We start from the raw sequence: 7,262 nt of genomic DNA on the forward strand, positions 1-7,262 counted from the left end.
TCAGCGCTCCTTCGAGGGCTTGTCGTCCACCTCTTCCAGCAGGATGACCAGCACCCAGAGCGCCACACCGACGCAGACGCAGATGTCGGCGAAATTGAAGACCGCAAAGTCGATGAACAGGGGGTTGATGTAGTCCACGACCTCGCCGTTGAGCACCCGGTCGATGAGGTTGCCGATGCCGCCCGCCAGCACGAGGATGAACGCCGTCTGCTGCAGCAGCTTGCCCCGGCTGCGGAAGAACAGCAGATAGGCTACGAGCAGCAGCGCGGCAGTGGTGGTGAGGATGAGGAAGAGCTGCCTGCCGCTGAGCAGGCTGAAGGCCATGCCCTGATTGAGCACGAAGCGCAGCTCCAACACATGGGGGATGAGGGTGATGGACTCCACCGGAGCCAGAGCCTGAACGGCCCAGAGCTTGATGGCCTGATCGATGCCCACCAGCGCGGCCACACAGACCAGATTCAGAATGACGTATGCCATAGTTTCTCCCAACGCTTGATTTTTTGAAAAAGGCGGCGCCCCCTTTTGCGCCGGGTGCGCCGCCAGAGATATAAGATGGATCAGCCCTCCACAACGCTGGCGCAGCGTGCGCACAGGGTGGGGTGAGCAGAGTGGGTGCCGATGTCGGCAGAGTACTTCCAGCAGCGCTCGCACTTGTCGCCGGTGGCGTGTGCAGCAGCAACGCCCAGACCCTCGACTGCGCTGGCTGCGCCGCCCTCGCCCTTGACCAGCTCCACATGGGAGACGATCATCAGGTCGGCTAGCTCGTCCATCGGGATGCTGTTCAGCAGCGCATAGACGGCATCATTGCAGTACAGGGTGACGGAAGCCTCGAGAGACGCGCCGATCTGCTTGTCGGCACGGGCCTGCTCCAGCACCTTCTTGACCTCGTCGCGGACAGCGATGAGCTGTGCCCACTTGGCCTTGAAGGCGTCGTCGGCTGCGTACTGGCCGGCCTTCGGCATATCCTCGAAGACGACGTACTTGTTCATGCCCTCGGTCTTGGGCAGGAAGTCCCAGATCTCCTGACTGGTGAAGCAGAGGATGGGGGCGATGATCTTGTCCAGAGCGACGAGGATCTTGTACATCGCGGTCTGTGCAGCCTTGCGGCCGGTGCCGTTGGTGCAGTACAGACGATCCTTGGTGACGTCCAGATAGAAGTTGGACATGGCCACGACGCAGAAGTTGTAGACCGCATGGTAGACCTTGTTGAAGTCGTAGACGGCATAGCCTGCGTTGGTGTTGACGATGAGGTCATCCAGCGCAGCCAGTGCCCAGCGGTCGATGTCCTGCAGCTGGTCATCGGAGACGCAGTCGGTGTTGGGGTCGAAGCCGTCGAGGTTGCCCAGAATGAAGCGGGCGGTGTTGCGGATCTTGCGGTAGGCCTCGCTCAGCTGCTTGAAGATGTTCTTGCCTGCACGCACATCAACGGTGTAGTCGGAGGAAGCCACCCACAGGCGGATGATGTCTGCGCCGTAGTCCTTGATGATCTCGCTCGGCTCGACGCCGTTGCCGGCGCTCTTGTGCATCTGCTTGCCCTGCTCGTCCACGACCCAGCCGTGGCACAGAACGGACTTGTAGGGTGCGCAGCCCTTGCTTGCAACGCTGGTCAGCAGGCTGGACTGGAACCAGCCGCGGAACTGGTCGCCGCCCTCCATATACATATCGGCCGGGAAGCGCAGCTCAGGCCGCTCTTCCAGAACGGCGGCGTGGGTGGAGCCGGAGTCGAACCAGACGTCCATGATGTCGGTGTCCTTCGTCCACTCGGATGCACCGCACTTCTCGCAGACCTCACCGGCGGGGATGATCTGCTCGGCGTCGTACTTGTACCATGCGTCAGAGCCTTCCTTGCGGAACAGGTCGCTGACAGCCTTGATGGTGGCATCGGTGATGTGGTAGGTGCCGCACTTCTTGCAGTAGAAGGCCGGGATGGGCACGCCCCAAGTGCGCTGGCGGCTGATGCACCAGTCGTTGCGGTCACGGACCATACCGTGCATCCGGTCGTGGCCCCAGTCGGGCATCCAGGTCACGGTGTCGATGGCCTTGTAGACGTCCTCACGGAACTTGGCGATGGAGCAGAACCACTGCTCGGTGGCGCGGAAGATGATGGGGTTGTGGCAGCGCCAGCAGTGCGGATACTGATGCTTGATGTGCAGCTGGCCCATGACAGCGCCGGAGGCGGTCAGGTCGGCCAGAATGGTCTTGTTGGAAGCCCAGACGCGCTGACCAGCGTACTTGCCGGCCTGCTCGGTCAGATAGCCGCCGTCGTCCACAGGGACGGTGATGGGGATCTGGGGGTACTTCTGGCAGACGTTGAAGTCATCGACGCCGTGGCCGCCGGCGGTGTGGACGCAGCCAGAGCCGCTTTCCAGCGTGACGTGGTCGCCGAGGATGACCCAGCCCTCCTTGGGCAGGTAGACGTGGTTGTAGCGCATCAGCTCGAACTCAGCGCCGCTGACCGGCTCGCCCACCACCTCGTAATCAGTGATGTGGCAGGAATCCATGACGCTCTTGACGAGGTCGGTGGCCATGATGTGGAACTCGTCGCCGATCTTGACGAAGGAATACTCGAACTGGCCGTTCAGGCAGATGGCCTCGTTGGCGGGCAGGGTCCAAGTGGTGGTGGTCCAGATGACGAAGTAGGTCTTCTCCATCGGGATGCCGTGCTTTGCCAGCACACCGTTGGGGTCCTGCGAGACGTGGAAGCGGACGAAGATGGAGTCGCACTCATCCTCGCCGTACTCGATCTCGGCCTCTGCCAGAGCGGTGCGGCAGTCGGGGCACCAGTAGACCGGCTTCAGACCCTTGTAGATGTAGCCCTTCTTGGCCATCTCGCCGAAGATCTCGATCTGACGTGCCTCAAACTCGGGCTTGAGGGTCAGGTAGGGATGCTCAAAGTCGCCGATAACGCCCAGACGCTTGAACTGGTCGCTCATGATGTCGATGTGCTCGGTGGCAAACTTCTCGCAGATCTGGCGCAGCTCGAGCTTGGAGATGTCCTTCTTCTTCTCGCCGACGGAGGACAGGGCCTTCAGCTCGATGGGCAGGCCGTGGGTATCAAAGCCGGGCACATAGGGAGCCTGAAAGCCCTCCATGTTCTTCTCGCGGATGATGATATCCTTGATGATCTTGTTCAGCGCGGTGCCCATGTGGATGTTGCCGTTGGCATACGGAGGGCCATCGTGCAGGATGAACTGAGGCTTGCCCTCATTGTGCTTCATGAGCTGGTTGTACAGGTCGTTGTCATCCCAATCCTTGAGCATGACCGGCTCCTTCTTGGGCAGACCGGCACGCATCTCAAACAGGGTCTTGGGCAGGTTCAGAGTACTATCGTACTGAGACTTATTCTTAGCCACTGGTTTACACTCTCCTCTATTGGTTTTGCAATCGCAAGCAGCGCAGTTGTGCGCCTGATGATTATCGAAAACAGCGTTTTGCTGCCGATGCATGGTTTTTTATTCGCTGAAGCTCACGCCCTGAAATGCAGCGTTGGGGTCTGCGGGGGGCGGGTCGAGCTTGAGCTGGGATTCATCCTTTTCCCAGAAGTCCTCGCCCTTATCGGAAGCAGGGGCTGCGGGGACAGCTTCGGCCTCGGGGGCGTCCGCAGCGGGTGCGGTCTCTGCGTTCTCAGCGTCAGCAGCCTCTGCCTCCGGCAGCTCCTCGCCTGCATCCTGCGCGGCCGCCTCTTCCTTCTGCTGGAACTCCGGCAGACGGCTCAGGGACTCCACATGGGTGCGGTAGAGGTTCAGCACGTCGGACTTGAAGCGGGTGACTTCGAGACGGACGCGGTCATACTCCCGCTCCTCGGCCAGCTTCTTGTCGTTGGCCTCGCTGATGATCTCATCGGCGCGGTCGCTGGCCTTCTGCAGCAGCTCGTTGGCATCCCGGATGATGTCATCGCCGCGCAGATTCGCACGGTGCAGGATGTCCTCGGCTTTCTGGTTGGCCTCGCGGATGACGTTTTCACCCATCCGCTGGGCATTGATGAGGGCGCTCTTGAGCATATCTCCGTCGGCCTCATAGCTCTGCATACTGCGGCGCAGCGTCTCGTTCTCCGCAGTCAGATCGGCCACCTGCTTGCGCAGCGCCTCCATCTGTCCTGCATCCTGCTCGAGCTGTTGTTCTACCTTATCCAGAAAACGGTCCACGTCCTCGGTGCGGTAGCCGCGGAGATTCTTTTCGAATTGGACAGCGCGCACGTCCTGCGGTGTCAGCATAGTGATCTCCTCCATTTATTCCGGTCCTTCGCATCAATACTGGAAGAACTCGATGATTTGTCGGTCTTTTTTACTCTTGCCCGGCAGAGCCGTCAGGCGGAAGCGCCCCTTGCCCCGCACGGTGAACACATCCGATGGGTACACCGGCGCGTGGGCGCTGGAAGCGGGCAGATGGTTGATCTCCACCCGTCCCGCCGCCACAAGCTCTGCGGCCATGCCCCGGCTGCACCGCAGCATGGCCGCCAGCACAGCGTCCAGACGCAGGGACGACACGGTGGCCGTCTGCAAACGGCGCTCAGCCTCGGCGAACTGCGGCACCTCGTCCAGTGCCAGCAGCTGGGCCGTCACCTCAGTGCGGCCTACGCTGCGCAGCTCCTGACAGATGAGGTCTGCGGCCGGCTCCAGCGCGAACACATAGGCGGTGCCCGGCTCTTCCGGCGGCAGGACGATGTCGCCCAGTGCCTCCCGGCGAAGCTCGAGGCCCATCAGGCTGCCCAGATAGTCCTTGTGGACGGGCAGCTGTGCCCCGGCCAGCCCGCGGCATCTGAGCCGGACGCAGCAGACCGGGCAGGCAGGATAGCAGTCCTCCGGCTCAAGGCAGAGCACCCGGCGCTCTGCCCCGGGCCAGCCGCCCTCGAAGCGGCAGCTCTCTTCCGGCGCGTCGGCGCGGTTGAGTGCCGCCTGCGCCAGCTGCTGTTCCCGGTCGCTCAGAAAGGCCGAATAGCGGGCGATGCCCCGGCCAAAGGCGGCGCGGGCCAGATCCTCCACATGGCGCATGAGGAAGCGCTCCTCATCGTTCTGCGCCGGGACGAAGCCCCGCACGCCGGGCTGTACATCAATAGAACGCGCCATTGTTCTCCAGCTCGTCCAGCAGGTCGCCCATGATGTCTACGTTGTAGGGGGTAATGATGAAGGTGCTGTTGGCCACCCGCTTGATCTGGCCGTTGTTGGCGTAGGCCACACCGGAGAGGAAGTCCACCAGACGGCGGGAGACCTCTTTGTTGGTGGACTCCAGATTCAGCACGACGGTGCGCTTGTTGTTCAGGTGGTCTGCAATGGTGCTGGCGTCCTCGAAGTGCTCGGGCTTGACCAGAACGACCTTCAGCTGGGTGGTGGCATGGATGTTGACCACCTTGCCGTTCCGCTTGGGGGTCGCGGCCTCCTCGGGGGCGTCCTCCTCGTCGGCACCTGCGGTGCCGATGCCGTTGTTGTTATTCACCATCTGAGGGCCGTCGTCCATGTACTGATCGTCGTAATCGTCCTCACTGCCAAAAAGTCCTTTTTTCAGACTATCCACAAAAGACATAGAAACTTGCTCCTTTCATTCAGGCAGCTCACGCCGCCCGGCACCCCTTTGTGAACAAAGAGCTGCTAATAGCTTTTTCTATTATCTGAATTTTTGCATCAGATGTCAATAACTATAAAAGCTTTCCATCATACAAATTTTGGCCCGAGACGATGATCTCGTCATAAAGAAGGACTTCGCTGATGGTTTTGGTCTTATCGGTGCTGCTGGGCATGACGATGCAGTAGTCGCCATCCGTCACCAGCGGATGAGCGCTGTCCACAGGGTCGATCTTACAGAAGCGGGCGAGATTTCCGTACTTGACGTAGACGCCCGGGATGTAATTTTCGCCCTGCGTCTCAGACTCGGTGCCGTCTTCCTTTAAATAATGGACAGCCTCGATGGGGATGCGCAGGCCGGTAGTCTCGTCCACGATGATCTGGGCCTTGGCCCGGCTGAGGCGGAGGACATCGCCGTTGATGACCTCGCAGGTGACGACGAAGCGGGCCAAGCCGCTGGCCTCGTCGATGCTCACCTCCGACACCGACGCCTTGAGGGGCGTTTCCATCTGGCCGGGAAACTTGATCTTCACCGAGCGGGTCAGGGGCTTGCCGTTGTCCCCCAGCAGCTTCTCCCCCTCCTTGGCCGAGCAGAGGCCGACATACCTCCACGTAAAGCCCGAGACGAGCTTGCCCGCGCAGCCGTCCAGCGGCAGCTCCGGGTCGGAGTTCAGATAGGCCTCAAGACCGGCAGCATCCAGCGCGAGGATGTCGTCCGTCCCGGCGTTGAGCCGTCCGGCGGCGGTGCTGCGGATGAAGTACCCGGTCTGGGGGGCGGTGATCTGGGTGGGCGCGCCCAGCTGGGCCTGCACCTGCGCCGACTGCTGAGTGAGGGCCGCGATCTGGGCCGAAAAATCCGAGACTTCCCCTGTGATGACCCAGAGCTTGTTCTGGGCGAGGATGTAATTCTCCTCACCCTGCGCCGTCTCGTCATAGGCAGAGCTGTCCAGCGCATCCATCAGGTCATAAAGTGCACCGGAACGCTCTTTTCTCAGGGAGTCCAGCTGGGTGGCGGTGGTGTTCTGAGACCGCTGCAGCAGCTCGATTTGGTCGTTCAGGGCCGTGAGCTGCTGGCGGAGGCCCGCCTGTTCCGGGCTGCTGTAGATCTCGGCCACCGCAGCGCCCGCCGAGACGCGCTCGCCGTCGGCGGCGAGGTAGCCCAGCGTCCCGCTGCCGGAGATATAGGTCTCGTCGAAGAGCAGGACGCCGTCGGCGCTCACGGTATCCGCCACCGTGGCAAGCATCGCTGTCTCGTAGGTGTTGGGCGGGAAGAGCACCTGCAAGGCCTGATAGCCCACATAGATGCCCGCCAGAACCACCGCCACCACAGCGATGCCCGCCAGACGGCTCAGCACACCCGGCGTTCCGGGTTCTGAATGCGTTTTATCGGCCATAAAAGGTCACCCTTTCGCTAAAAATTCTCGGGTCAGTCGGACAGCCCGGGCCGCAGCGTCCGGCGCGGAGGCGTCCAGCCAGACCACGCCGTCCATATGGCGGAACCACGTCAGCTGACGCTTGGCGTAGTTGCGGGAGGCCTGCTTGAGCTTGTCGGCGCACTCCTCCAGCGCAGCCGTCCCCTCAAAAAAGGGAAAAAACTCTTTGTAGCCGATGGCCTGCGCCGCCGTACGGTAGGTCTGGCGGTGGTCGTAGACCAGCTTCGCCTCGTCCAGCAGACCGGCATCCAACATCTTGTCCACCCGCAGG

At 61.6% G+C, this 7,262-nt stretch carries 6 protein-coding genes and 1 pseudogene; all 7 read right to left on the reverse strand.

Annotated features, from left to right (window positions below; translation table 11 throughout):
• Window positions 1–477, reverse strand: a complete 477-nt coding sequence (lspA, locus tag ACT8X9_RS06555) for a signal peptidase II (protein ID WP_444268497.1) — start codon at window positions 475–477, stop codon at window positions 1–3.
• A gap of 80 nt (window positions 478–557) precedes the next feature.
• Window positions 558–3,353, reverse strand: a complete 2,796-nt coding sequence (gene ileS, locus ACT8X9_RS06560; protein WP_330221110.1) for an isoleucine--tRNA ligase — start codon at window positions 3,351–3,353, stop codon at window positions 558–560.
• A gap of 99 nt (window positions 3,354–3,452) precedes the next feature.
• Window positions 3,453–4,214 (reverse strand): DivIVA domain-containing protein, encoded by a 762-nt coding sequence (locus tag ACT8X9_RS06565; RefSeq protein ID WP_444268498.1) that lies wholly within the window; start codon window positions 4,212–4,214, stop codon window positions 3,453–3,455.
• Window positions 4,215–4,247: 33 nt separating this feature from the next.
• Window positions 4,248–5,066, reverse strand: coding sequence for a YlmH family RNA-binding protein (locus tag ACT8X9_RS06570; protein WP_444268499.1), 819 nt, complete (start codon window positions 5,064–5,066; stop codon window positions 4,248–4,250).
• Window positions 5,050–5,520 carry a cell division protein SepF gene (locus ACT8X9_RS06575; protein ID WP_444268500.1) on the reverse strand — a complete coding sequence of 157 codons (471 nt, stop codon included), beginning with the start codon at window positions 5,518–5,520 and terminating at the stop codon, window positions 5,050–5,052. The genes ACT8X9_RS06570 and ACT8X9_RS06575 overlap by 17 nt, the downstream gene beginning before the upstream one ends.
• 112 nt (window positions 5,521–5,632) lie before the next feature.
• Complete coding sequence (locus ACT8X9_RS06580; RefSeq protein WP_444268501.1) at window positions 5,633–6,952, reverse strand: HlyD family efflux transporter periplasmic adaptor subunit; 1,320 nt, start codon at window positions 6,950–6,952, stop codon at window positions 5,633–5,635.
• 6 nt (window positions 6,953–6,958) lie between these two features.
• Window positions 6,959–7,262 (reverse strand): annotated as a pseudogene (locus ACT8X9_RS06585) (tRNA (adenosine(37)-N6)-dimethylallyltransferase MiaA); the annotation flags it as partial.

Origin of the sequence: Faecalibacterium sp., assembly GCF_052358865.1 — a bacterium.
Classification (GTDB): Bacteria; Bacillota; Clostridia; order Oscillospirales; family Ruminococcaceae; genus Faecalibacterium; species Faecalibacterium butyricigenerans.

Excerpts from the sequence above, each read along its gene's own strand:
- lspA (WP_444268497.1), bottom strand. The coding sequence starts at position 477 with ATGGCATACGTCATTCTGAATCTGGTCTGTGTGGCCGCGCTGGTGGGC.
- ACT8X9_RS06565 (WP_444268498.1), bottom strand. The coding sequence starts at position 4,214 with ATGCTGACACCGCAGGACGTGCGCGCTGTCCAATTCGAAAAGAATCTC.
- ACT8X9_RS06570 (WP_444268499.1), bottom strand. The coding sequence starts at position 5,066 with ATGGCGCGTTCTATTGATGTACAGCCCGGCGTGCGGGGCTTCGTCCCG.
- ACT8X9_RS06575 (WP_444268500.1), bottom strand. The coding sequence starts at position 5,520 with ATGTCTTTTGTGGATAGTCTGAAAAAAGGACTTTTTGGCAGTGAGGAC.
- ACT8X9_RS06580 (WP_444268501.1), bottom strand. The coding sequence starts at position 6,952 with ATGGCCGATAAAACGCATTCAGAACCCGGAACGCCGGGTGTGCTGAGC.